18 protein-coding genes are annotated in these 22,403 nt (G+C 47.1%); 8 read left to right on the top strand and 10 right to left on the bottom strand.

The genetic code is table 11. The features are described from left to right. Positions 1-173: 173 nt before the first annotated feature. The 7 genes from ACN5NT_RS05340 to ACN5NT_RS05370 form a co-directional block, all read right to left on the bottom strand. On the bottom strand, positions 174-554 hold the full coding sequence (locus ACN5NT_RS05340; RefSeq protein WP_419174742.1) for a hypothetical protein: 381 nt from the start codon (positions 552-554) through the stop codon (positions 174-176). A 205-nt stretch (positions 555-759) separates the two neighbouring features. Continuing rightward, the gene (locus tag ACN5NT_RS05345; RefSeq protein ID WP_136799524.1) at positions 760-1,350 is read right to left on the bottom strand and encodes a FumA C-terminus/TtdB family hydratase beta subunit; all 591 of its coding nucleotides are present in this window, start codon (positions 1,348-1,350) and stop codon (positions 760-762) included. 20 nt (positions 1,351-1,370) lie between these two features. Further along, complete coding sequence (locus ACN5NT_RS05350; protein WP_136799525.1) at positions 1,371-2,252, bottom strand: fumarate hydratase; 882 nt, start codon at positions 2,250-2,252, stop codon at positions 1,371-1,373. A 91-nt stretch (positions 2,253-2,343) separates the two neighbouring features. Further along, positions 2,344-3,801, bottom strand: coding sequence for a cytochrome b N-terminal domain-containing protein (locus tag ACN5NT_RS05355; RefSeq protein ID WP_419174743.1), 1,458 nt, complete (start codon positions 3,799-3,801; stop codon positions 2,344-2,346). 2 nt (positions 3,802-3,803) lie between these two features. Beyond that, positions 3,804-5,120, bottom strand: coding sequence for a 2Fe-2S iron-sulfur cluster-binding protein (locus tag ACN5NT_RS05360; RefSeq protein WP_136799527.1), 1,317 nt, complete (start codon positions 5,118-5,120; stop codon positions 3,804-3,806). Between the two features lie 30 nt (positions 5,121-5,150). Continuing rightward, positions 5,151-5,489 (bottom strand): succinate dehydrogenase, encoded by a 339-nt coding sequence (locus tag ACN5NT_RS05365; protein ID WP_136799528.1) that lies wholly within the window; start codon positions 5,487-5,489, stop codon positions 5,151-5,153. Between the two features lie 48 nt (positions 5,490-5,537). Continuing rightward, positions 5,538-7,265 carry an L-aspartate oxidase gene (locus ACN5NT_RS05370; protein ID WP_136799529.1) on the bottom strand — a complete coding sequence of 576 codons (1,728 nt, stop codon included), beginning with the start codon at positions 7,263-7,265 and terminating at the stop codon, positions 5,538-5,540. A 318-nt stretch (positions 7,266-7,583) separates the two neighbouring features. Between ACN5NT_RS05370 and ACN5NT_RS05375 the strand changes: the two genes are divergently transcribed. Further along, a complete protein-coding gene (locus tag ACN5NT_RS05375; protein WP_136799530.1) occupies positions 7,584-9,119 on the top strand; it encodes a sigma-54 interaction domain-containing protein in 1,536 nt (511 codons plus the stop codon). Positions 9,120-9,469: 350 nt separating this feature from the next. Here ACN5NT_RS05375 and ACN5NT_RS05380 read toward each other — a convergent pair whose 3' ends face one another. Next, complete coding sequence (locus tag ACN5NT_RS05380) at positions 9,470-10,135, bottom strand: hypothetical protein (RefSeq protein ID WP_419174744.1); 666 nt, start codon at positions 10,133-10,135, stop codon at positions 9,470-9,472. 521 nt (positions 10,136-10,656) lie between these two features. Here ACN5NT_RS05380 and ACN5NT_RS05385 point away from each other — a divergent pair. The 6 genes from ACN5NT_RS05385 (at position 10,657) to ACN5NT_RS05410 (ending at position 18,134) form a co-directional block, all read left to right on the top strand. After that, positions 10,657-12,396, top strand: coding sequence for a sigma-54 interaction domain-containing protein (locus tag ACN5NT_RS05385; protein ID WP_136799532.1), 1,740 nt, complete (start codon positions 10,657-10,659; stop codon positions 12,394-12,396). A 408-nt stretch (positions 12,397-12,804) separates the two neighbouring features. Beyond that, positions 12,805-14,025, top strand: coding sequence for a TRAP transporter substrate-binding protein (locus ACN5NT_RS05390; RefSeq protein WP_136799533.1), 1,221 nt, complete (start codon positions 12,805-12,807; stop codon positions 14,023-14,025). Between the two features lie 118 nt (positions 14,026-14,143). Next, a complete protein-coding gene (locus ACN5NT_RS05395; protein WP_136799534.1) occupies positions 14,144-14,662 on the top strand; it encodes a TRAP transporter small permease in 519 nt (172 codons plus the stop codon). Positions 14,663-14,718: 56 nt separating this feature from the next. Further along, on the top strand, positions 14,719-15,996 hold the full coding sequence (locus ACN5NT_RS05400; protein WP_136799535.1) for a TRAP transporter large permease: 1,278 nt from the start codon (positions 14,719-14,721) through the stop codon (positions 15,994-15,996). A gap of 59 nt (positions 15,997-16,055) precedes the next feature. Then, on the top strand, positions 16,056-17,222 hold the full coding sequence (locus ACN5NT_RS05405; RefSeq protein ID WP_136799536.1) for an iron-containing alcohol dehydrogenase: 1,167 nt from the start codon (positions 16,056-16,058) through the stop codon (positions 17,220-17,222). Positions 17,223-17,876: 654 nt separating this feature from the next. Continuing rightward, on the top strand, positions 17,877-18,134 hold the full coding sequence (locus ACN5NT_RS05410) for a DUF504 domain-containing protein (RefSeq protein WP_419174745.1): 258 nt from the start codon (positions 17,877-17,879) through the stop codon (positions 18,132-18,134). 290 nt (positions 18,135-18,424) lie between these two features. On the opposite strand, the gene ACN5NT_RS05415 is transcribed toward ACN5NT_RS05410, so the two are convergent. After that, entirely contained in the window at positions 18,425-19,441 is a 1,017-nt protein-coding gene (locus tag ACN5NT_RS05415) for a DUF1566 domain-containing protein (RefSeq protein ID WP_419174746.1), read from the bottom strand. Positions 19,442-19,914: 473 nt separating this feature from the next. Here ACN5NT_RS05415 and ACN5NT_RS05420 point away from each other — a divergent pair, with 473 nt between their 5' ends. Further along, positions 19,915-20,199 (top strand): hypothetical protein, encoded by a 285-nt coding sequence (locus tag ACN5NT_RS05420; RefSeq protein ID WP_136799538.1) that lies wholly within the window; start codon positions 19,915-19,917, stop codon positions 20,197-20,199. Between the two features lie 184 nt (positions 20,200-20,383). Here the strand turns inward: ACN5NT_RS05420 and ACN5NT_RS05425 are convergent, their stop codons facing one another. Further along, a complete protein-coding gene (locus tag ACN5NT_RS05425; RefSeq protein ID WP_419174747.1) occupies positions 20,384-22,054 on the bottom strand; it encodes a M14 family metallopeptidase in 1,671 nt (556 codons plus the stop codon). Between the last annotated feature and the right edge of the window lie 349 nt (positions 22,055-22,403).

Below are 22,403 nucleotides of genomic sequence, written 5' to 3' on the forward strand. Positions count from 1 at the left end.
ACCAGGTGGCGATGGCGGGGAATACTACTACCGGCGCAAACAGCATGAGAATTGCTGGAATAAAAATAGACTATCAATCTGCAAATATTATTAATCGTGGTATCTATTGCAACTTCGCAAAGAACGTGAAGGTTGCCAGCAAACTTCCAGTCCGGTTCGATCGCCAATTATATTTATTCTTTCTTATTGTAATATTCCTGTGGCTCAAGCCTTCCGCCACACTCACATTGAGATTCAGATGAGTAATAGATACTTTTACATTCTTTGCAAACACAACAATATGATCCATCAAATAGATCTCTTTTTCTTGCTATTTGCAAAATGTGGAAAAACAATGTTGAAAAAAAGCCACAACATGATGCAAAAATTAACACTTTAATTGTTGGTCCATTAATTACACCGCTATGTTTATTTGGCAATATAAAGCCAGCGATAAATGCAAAAACAGTAACAAACAAACCGATCAGTAATGGCGTTTTTGAACGAATAGCACGACTCAACATCATCCTTTCAATGTCTTTTATCTCTTTATCAGTTTTACGTGCGTAGTTCATGTAAATATAACATGGACATTGAGTCCGACAGGTGGAGTGACCAGACATGCTTTGCCCAGTGTTCCTTAGTGGGTTGTCGGTAATGTTTGTGTTGTTTTATACAGTGCAGACCCTGGTTAGGTGAGTGAGCTGACGCCATATCGTCAACTCACTCAATTTTCCATATTCAGTCTGTTACATGTATTCTATTACCCCATTAATTATTCTAGGTGATTTGCAGTCTTTTATAGATTTCAGGAAGCTTTCTGCGGGTCTTCTCCTTGACTTCTTCAAAAAGATTTCGTCCATGACTATCCATTGCCACCGTCAGGGGGCCGAAATCTTTTACCCGAAATTTATAGAGTGCCTCCGGGTGGAGATGCTCCCAATAGACCTCTTCAACTTCCTCGACCTGCTGGGTCTCGAGTGCTGCAGAACCACCAACGATTGCCAGGTATACAGCTGCATGTTCCTGCATTGCCTTCAAGCTGCCTTCATAGAGGCCACCTTTACCAATTATCGCCTTCACACCATATTGACCGATCAGGTCCGGGGAAAAACGGTCCATTCGAGTGCTCGTTGTCGTTCCGACACATATCTTTTCCCATTTGTCCCCAACTTTTTTCAAACTTGGAGCTGTGTGAATACAGGGCATTCCCGCAAGACTGACCGGCGGTTCATGATTCTGGTCAAACATGTAGATCTGCGTCAAATCCCTAATGCCAAAAAGCGTCCCGTCAAAATAGACGATATCTCCTGCTTGAAGCTTTCTGATCGCTTCATCTGTGAATGGGGTTGTTAGGTGATGAGTTGCCATTCTGATTCCCTCCTTGGTAGTTAATATCCGTACTCAACATTGCCGTTTGGATAAATCTTTGCACGAGCCCGCCGGGCTGGCCAACACTGGGTATTGATGGCAATCGGGTTTTGGGTAATATGGGTATAAGCAGTCTCGATATGAACGCCGAGTGTGGTGATCTTGCCTCCGAGTCCCATTGGGCCCCGATCCATTGAATTGATGGCCTCTTCAAGCTCTTCTTCCATCTCTGCAATTTGCGGATCCGGATGCCTCTGGCCGACTGGGCGAGCAATTGCCTCTTTGGCAAGTTTCATCACCAGGTCCGCCGTACCACCGATACCAATTCCAATGATCCCTGGGGGGCACGGGTTTGCTCCGGTCTCAAAAACGGTATCAATTACGAACTTCTTGAGCGCGGATATCCCATGCGCTGGGTAAAACATCTTCATCGTGCTCATGTTTTCCGACCCAGAACCTTTTGGGATCATGAGGATATCGAGATAATCGTTTTCCCCATCAAAGTCATAGTGCACAACGGGTAGCCCCTCGCCAACGGAGGTTTGTGGATTGATCCTTGTCAGTGGGTGGGTGGAGCTTCCCCTGAATGGAAACTCCCGGGTTGCACGCTCGGCTCCCTTCGCCAACCGTTCTTTTATCTGGTAGCCGTTCCAGGGAAATTGGGAACCTACCTTAACCATATAGATAGGGAGACCGGTATCCTGACAAATCAGTGTCTTGTTTTTGTCCGCGACCTCAATCGTCTTGAAGATGGCTTTGAAGATCTCTTTAGCCGTCGGGTTTGTTTCCCGGTCATGGGCCTTTTTCAGGGCCTCCCGCACATCGGGCGGCAAATCGCATAACGCCCGTATATAAAGCTCCTTAGCGACATCTTCGACAATTTGATAATCAAGATCAGCCATGGGTGTACCTCCAATAATGTTAATCCAGCTCAACTCTAGAATGTGATGTAACGCTTTCTCGTGGAACCATCGTTATGCCGAGCTTCGGTAATCAATGTCCCGTAACCAGTGAAACACTCTCTTTTGCTTTCCCCTGCTCGAGTACTTCGCGTTTTTCAATCAGGCGGCCAGCATTGTCCCGGAAGTCAAGAGCCAGCATGAATTCGGCCAAAGCATCTAATTCAGCTTGTTTCATTGGGTATTTCGGCATGATGGAAAAGGAGCTCTGAGCCTGTGGATCCTTGACATACGCTGCGAGATACTCCTTGGTTCTTCCCTTGGGATTTAACCTTGCCATATCAGGACCAACCCTCCGACCGCCTTCACCGCGGGTCTGATGGCAATAGGCACAATCCTGTTTCACATATATCTGCAACCCTGCGTTTTCGGTTTCGGTAAGATTTCGCTCAGGTAAGAGGATCTCCCCGCCGTAATCCCGAGCAGCGGCGAATGCGGTTATCGTGAGATAGACAATGACAACAGCGCTGCTCACCCCGACCGCAGTCGCGAGGGGACGTTTTGCCATCCCAACATGTTTGGATTTTTCAATAAATGGCAGCCCCAGAAGGACAACTGCACAGAGTGTTGGAATACCCAGGCTTCCGATAACCTCCGTTGATCCGGAAAAAAACGTCAGAAGTTGGAATATCCACATGAAATACCATTCCGGACGGGGAAGGTAGCTCTCGTCGACGGTGCCGACTATGCCTTCTTTGGGAATATCAGCAAAGATCGATAAATAAATAATGGCTCCAAATACTGCGATAAATACCAGGGTGCTTCGTCCGCAATGTTCTGGGTAAAAACGATAGAGCTTGGTTGTGGTGGCATGGTTGGCTGCAGCGTCAAGCTCACCCTTGGCTTTTGGCTTGTGATCACTTACGCCGTGTAACCTCACCAGATATATATGCGCGGCAATCAGAACAATCATAACCGTCGGCAGCACGAGCATGTGAATTGCGTAAAACCTGGTGATGGTAAATCCGGAGACCTGGCCACCGAGAATCAGGCTGGTAATCCCCTCCCCGACAACCGGGATATCTCCGGGTATTGCCGTTGCGACAACAGTCGCCCAGTATGCCTTCTGATCCCACGGCAGCAGATAACCGGTAAAGCCGAGACCGAGTGTCGCAAACAGCAAAAACACACCGACAATCCAGGTCAACTCACGCGGCGCCTTGAATGAACCATTAAAAAACACGGCATAAAGATGAAGGCAAACTGCCAGAACCATTGCTCCGGCACCCCAGTGATGAATCCCCCGAAGAATATCCCCCATGGGCACATCATTCATGATATACTCTATCGACTGATAGGCCTTGTCAGGAGAAGGGCTGTAATACATAGCCAAAAACATCCCGGTGACCGCCAGCAAAACGAACAGCATCACGCAAAGACTGCCAAGAGTCACAGACCACCCAAGATTGGTGGGGAGTTTTTTGTAAAGAAAAGGTTTTAGGTGAACATCCCAACCAATGCGCTGCAAGAGTACTTTCTGAAAATCTGTCATGATTACACCATTGCTATTAGTATATTTCCGTTCTCAACCCGATGTTCGAGTGTAGCGAGCGGCCGAGGGGGCGGACCTGCTTTTACCGATCCATCGAGTTCAAAAGCTCCTCCATGACAGGCACACAGAAAGAGTTTCTGTCGAGCGTCCCAATGAACTGAGCAACCTAAATGAGTGCAGCGGCTGTCATACACTACGACCTTGTCTTCTTCCTGGTTGCGGTAGATCATTACCGGCTTTACCCGTTCCTGGTTGTAGAAACCGACATTCTCAACATATCGAAGGTTTACCGTTGTCACGTCGCCTTCCTTGAGATCACCAAGCTTCCCCGCCGGCACCCATACCGGCTCCTTCTTGTCCAAGGACTGGCCCACAAATGTTGAAGCAAGAACGCCACCTACCGTGAGGGCGGAAACTGCACCGAGACCAACCGTGACCTTGGCGAGAAAATTCCTCCGACCGGTATCAAGGTTTTCATCACAACCACATTGACCAGCCTCCCCTGAAGCATGCGCCGCACATGGTTCAGCAGCGACATTCTCCCCGTGCGCCGGCGCTGAGGCAGCTGCTTCAGCTTTACTTTTTGCTTTTGCTCGGAAGGGCTCCTTGATTGCCAGGCGTTGGATAAACTTGATTGATCTGGTACAGCTGATCTCCTTCGGGCACACTTCAGTACAGTTGAACTCAGTTCGGCAGTTGTAGCATGACTGTAGGACACGATCCAGCCGCTCTTCGTACAGCGCATCCCGACTGTCCAGCAACAGCGTGAACGCACGGTTCAGCGGGGCGGGGCCGGCATAGCCATCGTGATAATTGACCATTGTGCAGCTCGAAACACAGCAGCCGCAAGCGATACATTCAGTTGAAAAACCGATTGCCCTCCGCTCTATGGAGTCCGGTCTGATAATAGCCGGCTCCTCACTCATATCCCTGGGTTCGAAAAACGGTAAACACTCCTCGTATTTTTCAAAAAACGGCCCCATATCAACAACTAGGTCCTTAACCACCGGGAAATGATTCAACGGCCTGATGGTCAGATCTTTAGATTCAGCAAAATCCGACACATTGGTTTTACAGGCCAGCCCTTCCCGGCCATTTATGACTACAGCGCACGATCCGCACATATTGACCCTGCATGCATAGCGAAAGGCCAGGGTCGAATCCTGCTCCCTCTGGATTCGCAGCAATACATCAAGGATCGTGGTATTGGTCTCGTCCTCTATGTGGAGATCGTAGTGGTCATAATGACCGTCCCCTCCCACCGTTGGATCATACCTGTATATTGCAACTTTTCTTGTGTTCCCTTGTTCTTGAGCCATAAGATGCCTCCTCGTTTTAGAAGTTGACGATTACATAGCCCGCCAGATCAGTCCGGCAATAACAAGCCCAAGAGCGGTAAGCCCCCAGATCAAAGCACGTTGATACTTGACATTGACCAGGTTGAAGTCGAGGAGGATTACCCGCAACCCAAGTGTTGCATGGAAGGTTACCGCCAGCAGCAGCAGAAACTGCAGCCACGGTTTATAGGTAAGTGTGACATGCAGGCCGAGTAGAAAGATGATCGCAACAGCCGTGATACGCTGCCACATCCAGGCCCACATCCCGACAAACATGTTACGATGCCTGTTCGGATCAAGTTCACCCCATTGAAGCGGTTTACGATAATTGTTTACATTTTGCTGTTCCATCTTGGTTTCCTTTTCTTTTAGGTGGCTCTTAGGTATTTCGATTTCGATTTATTTTTTGTGATTTCTGCATTCCTCGGCGGATTTATATTTAAAATCAACCGGTTCAGAATGAAGCGTAGGTAAACCATTGTCACCAAGGGTCAGGTATGTGTTGAAGAGGCCGATCTCATCATTTTGATCCGGGAAGTCACTTCTGTAATGAGCAGCTCTTGATTCTTTGCGTGCAAGTGCACTGGCAACAACCATGTCTGAGACATCGATCATGTTCGTCAAATCGATGTAGGTGTTCCAAACCATGTTGTAGTTGTCCCCGCCAGTCACTTTGACTTTTTTAGACTCTTCTTTCAGGAAGTTGATTTCGCCTATTGCTGATTCCATGTCCTGACCGTTACGAACAACACCGACCTTTTTCCAGTTACATTCCTGCAGCTGCCTGCGGAGCTGGAATACATCTTCCGTGGAGCCGGATCGCCCGAATGGTTCGGTGAATTTTTTCTTGAGTTCATCCACCAGGCCAGGTGCGGTCTCAGGAGGGGTAGAGGAGTTGGTCCTAAAGAACCTGGCCAGGGATTTACCAGCCTGCCGGCCATAGACGGCAGATTCACAAATACCGTTTCCGCCGAGACGGTTGCCGCCATGAACGCCGCCGGAATCCTCGCCGGCAACGAATAAGCGTCGGAGTGAGGTATGACAATTTTTATCAATGTCGGCACCACCCATAACAAAGTGGGCGGTCGGGGAAATGGGTACTCTCTCCCGTGCGAGATCGTAACCAAACTGCCGGCAGCGAGCTGCCATGCCAGGAAAATTCTTAAGGACAAATTCCGCACCCATATGTGCGGCATCGATCTGGATGCCACCCTCCACGCAGGCCCTTCCCGCCAACATTTCAAGGAATGCTGAACGACTCACCACATCTCGTGTTGCACGTTCTTCTGCAGGGTCGTACTTATGCATGTAGCGCTTTCCCTCCCCGTTATAGAGGTGCGCCCCGGCTCCACGCAATCCTTCCTCGAGAAGTGAACCAGCCACTACGCTTCCGGGGATTATCAGTCCCGTAGGATGAAATTGAATCATTTCCATATCCCGCAATCGGACACCGGCACGGTAAAGCATCGCCAGGCCATCTACAGATTTTTCCGGGCCGGGAGCATGGAAACTATACTGGGTAGGACCGCCACCGGTTGCCACCAGTGTTGCGGCAGCCTCAATAACGACGAATCGTCCCTGTTTCATATCCAGCATCAAAGCCCCTGTGACCTCATCCCCTGAATCGTCAGTAAGAAGGTCCACAGCTCTGCATTCCTCGAGAACTTGGATATCCCGCTTCATGATCTGCTCAGTCGTGCGACTGATCATTTCAATACCTGTCAAGTCTCCCTTGTGCACCGTCCTATCGAACGACTGCCCCGCAAACGGTTTCTGATGGATGGTTCCGTCAGGGTTGCGATCGAAAAAGCACCCAAATCGTGTTTCCATCTCTTTTATGGTTGGAGTTGCTTCTTCAACGAGAGTCCTGGCAAGATCCTGATCATTGACATACTGACCACCCTTGAGGGTATCCATCAGGTGCTTTTCGTGGGAATCTGAATCGTTTAAAACGACATTGAGGCCGCCCTGAACCATTCGGCTGCAGCCCCCTTTCCCCTTGAGCGCCTTCGTTACGATTGTGATTTTAAGATCAGGATTAGCGTCATACGCATAGAGAGCTGCTAATTGCCCCGCAGCACCCATCCCGAGAATTAGAATATCTGTTTTTAAAGTTTCGTGAGACATAGCGTCACTCCTGAGGTTAAATTGGAAATTACAACAGATAAAGCAACCTCTATGCCAACGAACACTAAAACATCCAACACCTTGTTATTACGGATTATTGAAAGGCTAGACGAAACCAGAACCCAATCCGGGCCGAAACTTTCAGCCTCAAAACTGGGCCCGGGCCCACTTTTGGGCTTGCGTAATTATTCTAAAGTAGTAGAAGAAGATGGCGATCATAGCCTAAAGGTAATGGAGATTACCTTTTACGTAGACTCTTCGATCAGGCGAATGGGTCAACCTATTGAAATATAGGCAAAACATAAAAAATCAGAAAAAATGCGCTGGGACTTAGCAACACGTCATAAGATTCTCTTGGAAGTCAACAATGCGGTAATCACCAACTATTCCATTGATGATTTTTTCGGATCACTCTCAACCGAGCTGAGAAAACATTTTCACTACGATCGATTATCCATTTTCATTTATGATAACGAAGCTGATTCACTCACTTATTTAACGTTGGCTGATGGCGTTCAGCCTAAAGGTTTCGAAAGAAATGTTCGTCCGCTCGCCAGCGGTGCAGTTGCAAGAATGGTGATTCAGTCCAAACAGAGGATAACCATCAAAGAACTATCTCGTTACACCGACCAACAGTCAATTCTTGCGATGGTCAATGCCGGCCTCGTATCAACGATGGCATTTCCCCTGATTGTGCGTAATCGAATTCTTGGAACACTACATATGTCGTTTAAGAAAGTTCCGAGAGACTTTTCTGAGCTTGCTGATATCCTCACCGAGGTTGCTAATCAAGTGGCAATTGCCGTAGGCAATATGGTTACAATCTCTGAATTGGTTGAGGAGAAACAGAACCTTGAAAGAGAAAAGCATTTTCTGATAAACAATGCAGACGATTATCAACCTGCAAACTTCCTGTATACATCACCGGCCATGAGTGATCTCATGCAGCTGGCTCGAAGCGTTGCTGAAATCGATGCACCCTTGTTGATAACCGGCGAGACTGGAACAGGAAAAGACTACGTTGCCCGCTATATCCATTCAATAAGTCACCGAAGGGATCGTCTCTTTGTCAAGGTAAATTGTCCGGCCCTTACCTCGTCACTTTTTGAGAGTGAACTTTTCGGCCATGTGAAAGGTGCGTTCACTGGTGCGGACACTCCTCGAGTAGGGCGATTTGAGATGGCCGATAAGGGGATAATTTTCCTGGATGAAATTGCTGAGCTCCCGATAGACCTTCAAGCAAAACTCCTACAAGTACTGCAAGAACACCAGATTGAACGTGTGGGCGACAACAGGGTGATCAAGACTGATTTTAGACTGATTGCCGCTACCAATCGAGATCTGTCAGAAGCCATCGAACAGAGAAAATTTCGACAAGATCTTTATTATCGCCTGAATATTCTTCAAATCCATATTCCGCCCCTTCGCGAACGGCGGGAGGATATACCCTATTTGATAGAAAAATTGAATGAGGCTGAGTCATTGTCCCTTAACAGGCCAGCGCCAAAATACACACCTAGAGTTATCGATTTCCTGTCAGAATACCAATGGCCTGGAAACGTCAGGGAACTTAAAAACCTCGTAAAACGTTTTGTCATACTAAAACCGGGAGAGGTGTTACCCCTACACGATATCCAAAACCTCGTGGGCACTGTTGGTCAGCGTACCCCTCTATATAAAGGAAATAATGGATCGATGGTTAAGTCAGAGCAATTTGCTATTGAACAGGCTCTTATAGAAAGCAAAGGCATGGTTGGTGGTCCCAATGGAGCTGCAAAGATTCTGGGTGTTCCAAAATCTACCCTGCAATACCGTATTAAAAAATACGGACTCCGCCCGGGAAATTATGCTTAGCGTTCTCATTAGCCATACGTTCCAGAAAATAAATCCCGTCCTGCCTGAGCACGCCCCCATGTGACAGATAGAACATTTCTCTCATGGTTCGGTATCACATGCCAGGCTGTTCAGTACCCGGAAAATTATCGCCAGACGCTCTCACCACAGGCTGTCTTGCAGAAGTCGCATTGCCGATCCCAAGGAGGACGTCCAACGGCGAAGACTGGCTGTTCCCCGGCTGGCCACAGAGTCACTTCTTGAGTCAGGCACTCTCATGCAGCCTGGTCATTATCAACTCACGATGCCCAGGCAGTTCTGCCGCAGTCAGGCGACCGTTAGCGGCATGGAAACAACAAGAAAAAAGCAGGCTAGTATCCGAAAGCGAAAAATTCCGATAAAAATGACTTCACCGAGGTCATCATTGAACTTCCCCCCTTGTTGCACTGAAACAGGCTGATAATATTGCCGATTTCATCAAATTTAATATTTTCCCTGCTGTCTACCGGGGAAGGCACCGGGTAATTTTTCATATCTTTCAATAACGATGGAGAGACTACAATTTCATTATAATATTTCGCATCTTTTACATATACCAACTTGATATCGCGGACTGGTACCTCATCGATTGTTTTGAAACAAGCCTTCAGGACTTCAACGTCAGTTTCATAATAGATGGGCGTTGCCCCTATCCTCGGATCGGATACTGCAATGCTCGCGTTATAGGTCTTTAAACGATCTGTTTTTTGCACAACTCTAGCCGAAACAAAATCGGCATACCCGACACCTGAACTATTCCCCCCTGCACCTTTACTTAAATCCCTGATATAAATTCGCCTGATATTGGTATTTTCTGCATGAGCCTTCATAGATTCAACAACATCCCTGGTGTCAGTGGTGAGTGCCCCTAACGTGTCGATTATCAGCAAATCTATCCTGCCCATGGGAAGACGTGAACTCATGATTTTTGTTGTTTTGAAGAGTCGTGCCTGACTACTGGTACACTCATTAAGGGCAATAATTTTTGTCTGATCCATTTATGATATCTCCGTATCTTCAAGCAATAACCTAACCAGGTTCAAAGCTCCAGTAACCTCAGAGCATAGGGTCCATCACCTGCCTGTGTACAAGCAATAATGGTGCCATTTCTTTCTGGATCAGAGTTAGACTGATTTCACTGTGCTATATCTAAGAAATTTCTATACTGCGATACTATCTGGTTTGGCAAAATATTAACGATACAGCCGATTATTGGTCTTGGCGGGCCCAAAATTGGGTTCCAGGAAGGGACACCTATTTCTGGAATTGTCATTATTTACCTTAAAGGTTGCCCAGTCTCTTCGTTCATGCCGACATGTATATATCAGTGAGATATTCAATGCCGGCAGGGATGAAAGCCTGGTATAGTCATCATTTCATTACAACATGATTTCAAATATGGTAAAAGTTGGTGGCCGGCACCAATAAATCTTTATGATTTCAGGTCAATTTTCGACATTTGTTTTTGTCGGATGGACTCAAAAATCATTTGACTTCACCTCAATACATTGTGGTTGCTATGCTTTCTTCTAATGATATTAAATCCATATCTCTAAGTTTAGATTCATCGCATAATGGAATCATAGTCATAAACCGTGATGGAATAATTCTGATTTACAACAAGTCAGCAAAAAGAATATTTAATGACGGTGAAGCTGATTTTGAAGGCCGAAAGATTAAGGATATTCGACCTGAAGCTTGGGATGATCTTGAAGCTATTTTTAAGACAGGACAACCCCAGATAGGTAAAAAAATAACCCTTGATAGAGCAACTATTATAACAAATCGTACTCCCATCGTTGTTGAAGACAACGTTGTCGGTGTCATAACTGTGTTCCAGGATGTATCAGAACACGAAGCTATTATTTCTCAACTTTCTAATTACCAGAAATTACACAAAGAATTAGAGGTTATTTTTGAGTCATCTTACGATGGCCTGTTTGTCTCTGATGGGAGTGCCAATTGCCTTAGTGTCAACAGATCTTATGAAGAGATTACCGGCACTAGACGTGAGAATTTGATAGGTAAGAATACGAAGTCGCTCGTTAAGGATAAGATCGTTGACATTTCCGTTAGCTTAGAAGTCCTAAAACAGAAAAAACAAATTACATTGTTGCAGGTAATCAATCAGAAGAGGGAGGTGATCGTTACCGGGACACCAGTATGGGATGACGACGAAAATATCTCTAAGGTGGTGGTCAACGTTCGTGATATTACCGAACTCAGTGAGCTCAAGAGACAGCTTGCGGAAACTCGTAAAAAGACGGACTATTACTACCATACACTTCAGGAATATCAGGATACCGAGCATGCGTTGCAGGTTATGGTTGCCAACAGCATGTCAATGCTCAAGATTTTAAGAAAGTCTATTAAAGCAGCGAAGTTTGAAGTGCTGGTTCTCTTGACTGGAGAGTCTGGAGTTGGAAAAAGCATGCTGGCCAAGTTGATACACAAAATGAGCCCGCGAAAGGACCAACCCTTTGTTAAAATTAACTGTGGAGCAATCCCTCCCAATCTTATGGAAAGTGAACTCTTTGGCTACGAAAAGGGTGCATTTACTGGTGCTTCGTCGACAGGAAAGATGGGGCTTATTGGAGCAGCCCACAAAGGAACCGTTTTCTTAGACGAAATTGCTGAGCTTCCCCTTGAGATGCAAGTTAAGCTGCTTGAAGTTATTGAAGATAAACAGTTTAAACCAGTCGGGGCAACCCGAACGACTACAGTCGACGTCAGGATTATAGCCGCCACTAATCGAAATCTTTTTGAGCAAGTTCAAAAAGGTCTTTTCCGGGAAGACCTTTATTACAGGCTCAATGTTGTACCAATAGTTATCCCGCCTTTACGGCAGCGACGAGATGATGTTCCGGCTTTGTGTGAAAATTTTCTTGAGAAAATCAATCGTAAAATGGAGGGAAAAAAGCGCTTTCACCCGATTTTAATTGAATTGTTAAGACAATATGACTTTCCAGGCAATGTCAGGGAATTGTTTAATATTATTGAACGGATGACCGTCTTCAGTGAGGGAGAACTCCTGACCCCCGATGACCTGCCCTCTGAAATTAGAAAAAATTCTACAATTGATTCCAATGAGATTGTAGAGATATCTCCCCTAAAGCAAGCTCTGACGAGTTATGAAAAAAAGCTCCTGAAGAAGGTCCTCAAAGAGAGCGCATCTCTTCAACAAGCTGCAGATATGTTACAAATTCACCCCACAACCCTATCAAGGAAACTGACAAAGCTTAACCTTGAGAAACCTTAAAGAATTCAAGCACCTGCAACATTGCAGTTATCTGCAACATTGCAGAATAATGATTATGACAGCAATATTCTGAGCTTTTTGTCAGAAATCTTTCCTTACCCCCTCTAACATTCTGCATCACTGCAGCTTATCTCGAAGCTACCACCTTCCATCAATCTCTATTTTGCCGCCACTACAGGCACTTAGCATTGCCCATTCCAATGGCATAGATAGTGCACCTATGCAGCGGAGAGCAGGATTAGTCAAATGGTCATGACCATCTTCGATGGAACTTTTGACCGACCAGTATTTTCAATGCTGTTATTGATCCTCAAAAATACTGGTTGGCAACTTGAAGCCACTACGTCTTAGATGGGATTGATCTTTCCCCCCCATTGATCCTATTGGGAACATGTAAAGGAGAGCATCATGAAAAAACGAGATCAAAAGATGGTAAACAACCTGGCTCGACGCGATTTTTTACGCTTATGTGCGATATATGGCACAACTGCCGCACTGGGGGGTGTATTAGCAACAGCTGCTACTGCAGGAGAAAAAGAACTCAAGCAGCAAATCTCCATTCAGGCTGAGCAAGAAGCAAAGAAGGCTGCAGTTGCCAAACACACTATGATCTTAGCGGTCGATGGGGTTGGTAATCGCTGGCCTGATGGAGTGGTGTGTACTTCGACCATGTGGAACATCGGGGCATGGAAACTTAAGACTAATATAGAAAACCATTCCAAGGGCGCCATCTATGTCAAGATAGTCGAAGGCGGCGCACTGGGCGGGCAGGTCAAGGCAGCCAGGAAAGTCCAACAGGGCATCCTCCAGGCTTGTACTGCAAGCACCCAGAATATGGCCGCTTTTGCCCCGGTTTGGAATGTTACAGACATTCCATATGCTATCGGTCCCGTAGAAAATTATTGGAAGCTTCTCTATTCCAAAGAAGTTAACGATTCACTCCGTAAAAAGAGCATGGAGCAAGGAGTAATGAACCTTGCCACCTTCCCACAAACACGATGGCTTGAGTTGAAAATGGGGCTTTCCAATGAAATTCGTTTTCCCGAACAGCTCAAGGGTATGAAGATTCGTGTGACTGGCTCAAAGCTTGAGCAAGCAATTTTTGACATCTTACCATCCAGCCCAACCCCAATTGCCTGGGGAGAAGTATATACAGCCATGAAAGAAGGGGCTATTGATGGCATCCACGTCGGTCCCGCTTCCGTAGCCGATGCAGGCATTCACGAGGTTGTCGGCCAGCTAGTAAATACTGAATTTATGTATAATGCCGACACAGTTTGGGTGAATACCAGATGGTTTAAAAAGTTGTCAGCCGTCTTACAAGAAGCTGTGTTAGAAGCTTCATATCAGACCCAGCTCTTCATCGAAGGAATTTACGAGCCGCTCCATGCCATGCAAGCGGGGCTTCGACCGAATTCGCCCTCCGACGCCATCTGGAAAAAAGCCGGAACTAAGCAGGTCATTTTAACCGCTACGGAAAGAACTGCCTGGTATGATTATCTTTCTTACGAGAATAATAAAGATCGTTTTGATCCGATGGTGAAGAGATTCGGGAAAACAGAATTTGAAATCGTGCAACAGGTTGCACAAGCAGGTGACGTAGAAAGACAACGATGGTGGAAATCGTAACAAGAAGTCGCATGGATTGTGAGTGGGGTAGCTACTTATAATTATACGCCTCACTCATTTATAACTAGCTGCAACAGGTGCTTAATCGTGTGTTACACATGGGCTTGGAGGTCTAGTTTTGGGAATACTTTGGAAATCAATTAAATGGCTCGACGAGAATGTCGAGTACTGGCTTTGTTTTGTCTTCTATTCATACATGGCTGGAATAATTGTTGTGGAGGTCTGTCGCCGATACTTCTTCAATGCCAGTAGTTCCTGGGGAGAGGAAACAGCAATTTATGCCTTCATATGGATGACATACTTAGCTGCTGCCCGCGGTGTTCGAGGCCGCAAGCACCTTTCAGTAGAAGCTTTACGTCACCGGATGACCAGGACACAAAAATACTGGGCATTTGTACTTAGCGATGTCTCTTTTCTTATTTTAGCCGTTACGGTTGCCTATTATTCGCTCATCCCAGTCACCAATAGTATTCAGTATGGCCACACAATGTTTGGGATAGATCTCCCTCTGGCACTCGCCACCTCTTCAATTACTGCAGGTTGGATTCTAATCGCGATCCGGGTTGTCCAGCGCTTTTTGGATACCCTGCGACGGTTTCGCATGGGCCTGCCGCTTGCGGAAGAACAGGTGTTCTAATCGTTACGATTATCGGTGTCTTTACCCTTAAGTGTTAACTGTGAGAGGAGAATTACGTGGAAACCTTAGCATTAGTTAGTCTACTGATTACAGCCGTGCTGTTGTTGCTAGGTGTTGAAATACTGGTTTGCCTTGGTGGGGGAGCAATTTTAATGACGCTCATGACTGGGGCTTTTCCTATTGAAAATGTTGGTTTTACTGCATTCAGTTCGATCAATATCTTTCCCTTACTTGCCATGCCCCTTTATATCCTGACGGGTGATTTAGTGTCGGCTGGCGGCATTTCGCACATGTTTGTCGTGCTTGCCAAGTCTCTGGTCGGTTGGGTGAGAGGGGGCTTAGCTGTCACCACTATGGTAGCCGCCGAAGGTTTCGCAGCGATTAGTGGCTCCAATTCTGCCACCGTTGCTGCCATGGGCAGAATAATGGTCCCGGAACTGAAAGAGGATGGTTACCCTGAGGACTTCGCTGCCGGCACAATAGCTTGTTGCGGTACGATCGGGATAATAACTCCCCCCAGCATCGTTTTTATCCTCTATGGTGTTACTGCTGGTACCTCGATTGGTGACTTATTCCTTGGTGGCGTCCTCCCAGGTCTAATATTGGTAACTGCCATGTCAACTGCCGCCCTGACAGTTTGCTGGCGTCGTGGATATGGTAGTACCTTCCCATTCGATCTCGGGACAGCGCTCCGGGCGGCCTGGAAAGCCAAACTGGCTTTCGGTGCTATTGCAATCATCTTGGGCGGTATATATGGGGGGTTATTTACTCCAACGGAGGCGGCTGGTATCTCAGTTTCTTATTGCCTTTTGGCCGGACTTTTTATCACCAGAGAGATTAAAGTAAAACAGCTCCCCGCAATCATGGCTCAAAGTTCCGGTGTAAATGGAATGATCGCACCGATTATTGCAATGGCCATGATCTTTTCTGAACTCCTGGCTGTAACCGGGCTCCCCCAAGCCGGAGTGAGTTTTCTTCTGGGATTTTCAGAAAACCCGACCGCTGTGATGGGGTTGGTCCTGCTGATACTCCTCATCGCAGGGTGCGTTATGGAGGCCACTCCAAACATTCTTCTCCTGACCCCGCTTCTGGTTCCAGTTGCAAATAGCCTCGGGTATCATCCAGTCCACTTTGGTGTGATTATGGTAGTTACCCTCGCCATAGGATTTGTGACTCCCCCACTTGGATTAAATCTCTTCGTTGCAAGTAGCGTTACCGGAGTTTCCTTTACTCGTATTGCCGTAAGAGCCATTCCATATATCATCGCCTTGGTAACAGGTCTTTTGATTATATGGCAAGTCCCTTATCTCTCCCTGATCTTTTTAGAACATTGATCAAGATGTAGAGCAAAATGTGAGTTATAATAGACAATTAGACACGGAGAATTGCTTTAATGGTGAATCAAAACTTTGAACTGTATTTTCCCACCAAGATGATGTTTGGTGCAGGTAAATCCAAGGCTGCTGGTGAAATCATTCATTCCCTGAGAGGTCGAAACGTTCTGGTGGTTACAGATCCAGGCGTGGCTGGGGCGAACCTGCTTGACGGAATCCTCTCATCTCTCAAAAAACAAGGCCTGTCATATAATGTCTTCTCTGATGTTGGACACGAAGCCACGTTAAACAAGGTCCAGGAAGGATTGGATGTGGTCAAGGCTAAAGGGAGCGATATTCTTCTTAGTGTCGGTGGTGGTAGTGTAATGGACACGGCCAAGGGTATCGGTTGCCTGGCGAATAATCCTGGTAACCTGGCAGATTACGAAGGGCCGGAAAAATTCAAGAATCCACCTCTGCCCACCGTAGCTGTGCCCACCACAGCTGGAAGCGGGAGCGAATTAAGTTTTGGTGCCGTAATCTCGGATACGGAGAGAAAATACAAGTTTTCTTTCAGGAGTTCGATGCAGATACCTAAGGTGGCGATTCTTGATCCTGAACTGTTGCGGACTACACCGCCGAAACTTGCCGCTGCCTCCGGAATGGATGCCCTTTCCCATGCTCTGGAGGCCTATGTATCAAAATGGTCGAACTTCATGACTGACGCTTACTGCAGGCAAAACTTTCAACTGGTTGGGAAATATTTGAGGCGTTTTGTTGCTGACCCATCGGACATCGAAGCAGCATCCGGCATGCTTCTAGCGAGTTCGATGGGTTCCATGGCCTTCAATGTAGCAAGACTGGGGCTTGTACACGGTATTGGTCATCCCGTCGGGGCCAATTTTCACTTGCCCCATGGAGTAGCATGCGCGCTGCTAATGCCGCATGTAATGCAGTTCAATCTTAGTTCATGCCCTGACAAATTTGCGGATATTGCTGCTGGGCTGGAAGGAGCCGTGAGCGATAGTACACCCGAGCAGATGGCCCAATCTGCGGTTGATGCGGTTTTAAGGTTGACGGATGATCTTGGTATCAAGGCAGATTTCAGTTCATACGATATTACTGAAGAGTTATTGTCACGTCTTGCTGATGAAACACTGAGTTCTGGCATGCAATTGACAAACCCTCGCGATCCCGACAAAAATGATATTTTGGATATCCTGCGTAAATTTTTCGAGACAAACTAGTCGATACTGAAAAAGGCTATATTGATTTCTACTAAGTGGTCCTAAAAGCGGGACCACTTCTATTTGAGTATCTTCTGAGAATTCTGTAGTAAGGCAGGGGCGCCGTGTTTTGGGCTATCTGGTAATAGTGACAATTCCAGACCTGCCCCTCGGTTGTTGATTAATACGGTGCAAGGAGAGCAGAAACAGGATACCAGACAGTAAAATCAAGTTTTTGGGACTATGTTTTAAGGGAGATCCCGTTATATGCAAGAAAACGCTATAGAGAGTTCCTTGGGGATGGTTGCCTCAAGCCACCGTCTCCATGGGAACAACTCAGGGCACAGATTGTGTGTGGCAGCGTTTCTTTTGGAAAATGTTTACAAGTGTATCTTGAAGGGAATATTACCCAAAAAGAAGTCCCCAGAGTCGAGGGATATACTGGAAGAGCTCTGCTGAGTCGGTTGCTACCGATTTCGCTCAGAACAGACAAGGCCCCAAAGAAATAGCGGGCTCGTCAAGGCTCATCCTAAATTCGGCTATACGTTGAAAGAGATTACCGAACATGTGGGGCTACATCATTCAACAGTGAACAAAAAAAGATCCCTCTAACAATGCGTAGTTGCAATTCAAGGCCCGCCCCCATTATTGTGAAACAGAAGCAGGAGAAGGGCAATGATACCAATTCACAAACTGTTGGATCGTATCCGCTGGGATACCGAATATGCCAAAGCTGATTTTAAGATTGGTTATTACGACAGGATAGAAGGAAAGATCATAATTGTTCCCATAAAACAGGTCTGCTTCGAATCAAGCAACCACTTCTCTCTTGACGTGTTAGATGACTCAACCGAATTGCACATGATACCTCTCCATCGAATCAGGCAAGTTTACAAGGATGACGAACTTATCTGGGAGCGGCCCATTGATTAAAGATTGAGCAAAGTTGCTCCTTGATAAGTGCCTGATACCCATTAGAAGAGACTGTTAAAACGTGGGAGCCTCATTCCCCGATTTTGCGCTGTGCAAGTCCCAACCAACCAAAATGACCGATTGACTGGCCTGCAGCATTGCTTCATGCAAAGCTTTGAAAATAGACTTCGCCATCAATCAGGCAGGAGGCACGATGAGCTTTTTTAAGCTGCCAGCAGTTATCTTGCGGTTTGAAGAGATTTTCCACCTCATCCACCTGGGCCATTTGGAGATTGGAATCCAGGCAGTTCCTATATATCTTTGTTTGCAGACATGACTGGCCAAAGGGCAAAATCGTTGTTTTTCTTATAGCCCACCCCGACGGCTCCTTTAACCATATAGAGAACATAAGCCCAATCAGTCTCAAACGAACTGGTGGTTGATGACCAATAGGCTTGCTGAATATCAGAAAACGGGTGTCCCCCGGGAAGAGCTGGGGAATGGGTGGATGCATCGACAAGACTCTCCAGCTCATTGATGGTCGGCATTCGCCAGGGCAGATTCGATTTTCTGGCATAGATGCTGATTGTTGAAAGGGCCTCACTCCAGGAGGCTGCCTCTTTGCCGAGATTGGCTTTTGCGTGCCAGATAAGACCTGTCAATACATCCAAGATGCCAAATTCCGATTGCACAAATCGGGGGTTAGGCCAGGGAGCACCGAGAGCCAGCGAACCATCCTGTCCGCCCCCATCGCAGGATATGATAGAGCCCAGTTCATCGTAGCAATTTTTCGCTCCGGTAGCGGGGAGTGTATCTGTCTTGCCGCTGACCGGCCATAGCCAGGAGTACCCATCCTTGTTGCCATAAAACATCCTGCCCCCTTCAAGATGAACGTACCAGGCATACCGCGTGGCAATAGCGGCTGTCGTCGATGTCCAGAACCAACCTAGAAATACATTCTGAAAAGGATGGCCTTTGGTGAGTGCTGGATTTTTCGAGCTGTGATCAATTAGGCTTCTCATTTCTCGTCGATTCGGCATCCGCCAGTCTTTTCTGCTGTATTGCTCTTTTTCATTCATCCGCCTCACGAGCTCCAGTCCTTCCCGCCAGGTTACGGGAAACTCGGAGATGCAGCTGTTTCTTGTCCAGATAAGATCTGTTGCCCTGTCCAAAACAAGGTGCTCATCAAGCATTTCAAAACGCTCAGCAGGCCAGGTGATTCCAGGTAAAAATTCCGCATCCTGGCCGGAACCATGGCATTCGATCACCTCACCGTTTTCATCGTAGCAATGTCTCAAACCGGTTGACAGAATATGACTGGAAATCATGTCTCTTCACTGCTCCTTGCTGTGCCTTTTATTGTTTCATATTGCTTGTTTTCGAAAGAGTTTGGTAACAACCCATAAAACAGGAACAACTGATAATAGATGGCCAATATTGATCCGCACGTTGACTATCCAACATTGGCCGATACCTCGTCCCTGGGCTGCATAAAGAAGGATTCAATCTCTCCAGGCCACTTGTGGAAAGAACACATAATTATCTTATAGGGTAAGGACAACTCTAAGCCGTGCCATGGAGGAAGGAGGTTATCTCCCTTGTGCTGGGGAACGAACATACGATCATTTCTTGGCAGGGTGCCCTTTGGTGGGTGCCCCCTCCTGTTTTGCCCCAGCATGTTTTCAACGACAAGCATTCACGACTATTTACACAAGCATATAAATGCATATTAAAATAATTATAGGATGATTTGGTTGAACCTTGGGCCTTACTGCTCATCAAACTGAAATAAGGTTTCATTATGAATGAAAAAATAAGTCAAATGGCTTCAGAGTATGCAGATCGGCCAACCACCACAGTAACGCTGAAAATGCCTATTGAATTCTTTGAGCATGTGAAAGAAGTGGCGGCCCTGGAGGAGACTGAATATCAGACAATTATTAATTATTACGTCCAACAAGGTCTGATTAACAGCAAGGCTGAGGTCAAACGTCTGCAGTTCGCGGAAAATGCAAAAAAAATTCTAGAAAAACATGGTACTCACCAAGATGTCATTGATGAGATTTCCAATATGTTTTTGCATTGATATTGCCCTGTGGTGAAGAGCACAGATCTATTAATAAGCAGTACGTCGATTGCCACAGGGAAGAGTTAGGCCTTGAATTTTGACTATTCACTGTTCGCAGATATTACTGCTTTCCGCTCCAAAACCCAAACGCTCCGCTTCCCTGGAAGCGGAGCGTCATGTCACGTGCCAGGGTGGTGCTATGTCATTCGGAGATATTCAGAAATGCAGCGCTGAATGCACCCCAGTCTCCTGCCGCATCACGGCCACGGACAAAGACCATATGCCTGCCAGGCGCAAGACCGGCAGTGTCCAGCATTGCGGTAACGTACTCCTGAAGGTCATTGAAACTCCCATCCGCAGCATCCATGGCGACCGCGATCCCACCCAGCCAGGGAGGGGTGTCGACATAATACTCAGCTGCTGCAATAGCCTGGACCGGCTCATTCTCCCCCCTGCCGTTCGCCTTCTTGAATACATCGTCATTTACCAGGGCCTGGACGGTAACCGGGGTTCCAGCAGCTACAGCAGTACCTTCAACAACCTCAACGCTCAAGGCGTTGGGCCCGGAAGGTGTTATAAACGGAGTGCGCACGACTTTTGCCGCATACAACAGTGCCGGGAGGTTATCCGGTACGATGGTCGATTCAAAGGTACTGCAATTCTGGAAAAAGCTGGTTCCCAGCTCTATGCAGTAGGCGGCCACACCCAGCTCTCCGTAGGCATGATCGTCGCTTGTTCCGTCGGTGGGATAGAGGCCGATCGCCTGTTCTGGTGAGTAATCGTTGTAATAGGCCAGCTTACGCCCCAGTGTCTGCAACTGCTCACTGTTTGGTGCCGCGTCGGCAGTGGAGCCCCAGGGCCACATTACCAGTTTACCGTAGGAATGAACGTCTATATATATGCCGGTGGCATCCTCTGGTGCGGGTGTTACCATATCATCCGCACGCTGATCGGGAAACAGGCTGCGAAGGTAATCTTCAACCACTTGAATTTCCGGCTCTGACGCACCATATGCACCATGATAGGTCAGGTTGCATTCATCGTCGCTTGAGCCTCCACAGCAGTTCCAGCCGAAGGTGAAGTTTCGGTTCAGGTCTGCTCCACGACTGTCATAATCCGACAGGCAGTATCCCTCATTGGTGTTCTTGCGCCACAGCACCCTGTTTTCTGCAATTTTTCGCCCATCAGGGTTGGTCTGCAACATCAGGTGGATCTCATGATGATCGAGAATCCAGGTAATGTCAGGATCGACGCCGTAGCCATCCACCAGCATTTCTGCAAACCTTGTCACCAGCTCTGCCGTGGCATATTCCCTGGCGTGCATGGCTGCAGTGATAAACAATTTCGGCTTTTCCACCTGAACCAGCTCACTGGTGAGTACGAGTACCTGCATATCATAGCCGGTATTCGAAGAATAGAGCTTATTCCAGGAATCACCAACATCAAGCCAGCTTGCCAAGCCGGGATTCTCCGCAATAATCCGCTCCGCGGTGGCATAGGTCCCTTCTACAGTACGGTAGCAGGAGTAGTTGGGGATGGTGGTGCCGTCACCGGTATCATCGGCCTTAGCCTCAATAACGTCAGGCACCTCGAAGGAGGTAACTTCAACCGCCACTCCCGCGTCGATCAGCTTGTCCAGGTCTTCCTGGCCGACCAGCATAAGGTGATAGCCCTTGCCATAATCACTTTCAAGCATCCTGGCCTCAAAGGATTTCAAGATCATGTTTCCCATTTTTTGACCGGAAAAATGTACCCGCACAACCGCTTTCTCCCCTTCCGGGATAACCGGTGCCTCCTTGCCCTGGGCATAGACACAACAACAGGCACCGAACATCAACACCAACCATACGGATAGAGCAAGTAATCTTTTCATACAATCCTCCATTCATGTTGATGGTTATTCCGGATATGGCTTCGCGGGGGCCCGTGCGCGCACAACTATGCCTCATCGCCAGACATCATCCAGTCACCCTGAGTGGATGAAAACTGAGGCAAATCCCCCGGCTTATCCGGTATTACTCAAACGGTTTAAGGAAAGAAATTCAAGCTGGTAAGGCTCTGGCGACTATTTACCTGAATACGATCAAGATACGTGACTGTATGCAGATTTTCACTGAGTAAGCCTAGCATGCAGAAGCATCTGAATCCAGCCATTTTGTCGAAAAACGCACTTCAGGGTGTTGTAATCCACTGGGAAGGATGGGAGGGGTCAGGTCTTGAAT

The organism is Desulfosediminicola sp., from assembly GCF_048381775.1.
Taxonomy (GTDB): domain Bacteria; phylum Desulfobacterota; class Desulfobulbia; order Desulfobulbales; family Desulfocapsaceae; genus Desulfopila; species Desulfopila ganghwensis.